The following is a 965-nucleotide window of genomic DNA, read 5'->3' on the forward strand; positions in this document are numbered from 1 at the left end:
TTAGCCGGTTTCTGCATGAGGGAATCCTCATGCTTAGGAAGAGTTTCCAGAATTACTAAAGAAGTAATTAACATTACAAGTAAAAACCAGAATGGTACTCTAAGCGGCTGCAGATGTAAATATTGCAGCGGCTGCAGATGTAAATATTGCAGCGGCTGCAGATGTAAATATTGCAAAATTAAACCAGCAATAGCTGGACCTAGGCCAAATCCGATGAGTATCGTTGCTCCTGATAACTTGATAGCTGTACTTACTTTATTAGGAGAGATTTGTTTTATTAAAAATGCAGCGGCAGTACCTGTAAAAGAACCATATGCAATACCTTCCAAAATTCTTGCAGCATACAGCATCCAAACATCAAAACTGCCTAGAAAGAGCAACGTAGAAGCAATAGAAATCCATATACTGCTGCGAAGCACCCTCTTCAATCCCCAGGCGCTCCCTTTGGCTCCTACAACTAACAAGGTCGGCAGTAGGATAGCGGCATAAACGGCAAACAAAATCGTAATTTGCAGACTATTCATTTGATAATGTTCACTGTACAAAGGAAATAACGGTGTAATAAATGTTGCACAGCAGGACATTATAAGATAAACCCAAAGCATTCTTTTCATTTTAGAAAATTCCTACTTTCTCAATTTTATTTTACTTACTAATTGGTAAGTTATATTCCTAGAAAAACCGCCTTTTAATTTTAAAAAAAACTGTTTATTTAATTCAGAACTTGGGAATACATTCTTTCCCAATATACGTTTATATTGCAAAGTACCTCTTATACATGGTCCCGCTCATGGATTCAAGAAACGCCATGTTGGTTGATATGAGTATAATATGGATATCAATAAGGAGTGTTATACATGGATAACATAACCTTTTTTCCGGAATAAGTTTTAGTGCCAGGCCTAAAATTTGTGTTTTTCGATTTCCACCACTGTATTTTAACTTACTAGTAGGTAAGTGTCAAG

1 protein-coding gene is annotated in these 965 nt (G+C 36.5%); it reads right to left on the bottom strand.

The window, feature by feature from the left end:
- A partial coding sequence (locus tag KW850_RS32555) for an MFS transporter (RefSeq protein WP_218351718.1) occupies positions 1 to 614 on the bottom strand: 614 nt, incomplete at its 3' end.
- Positions 615 to 965: the final 351 nt, after the last annotated feature.

The sequence above is a fragment of the Bacillus sp. sid0103 genome, from assembly GCF_019219025.1.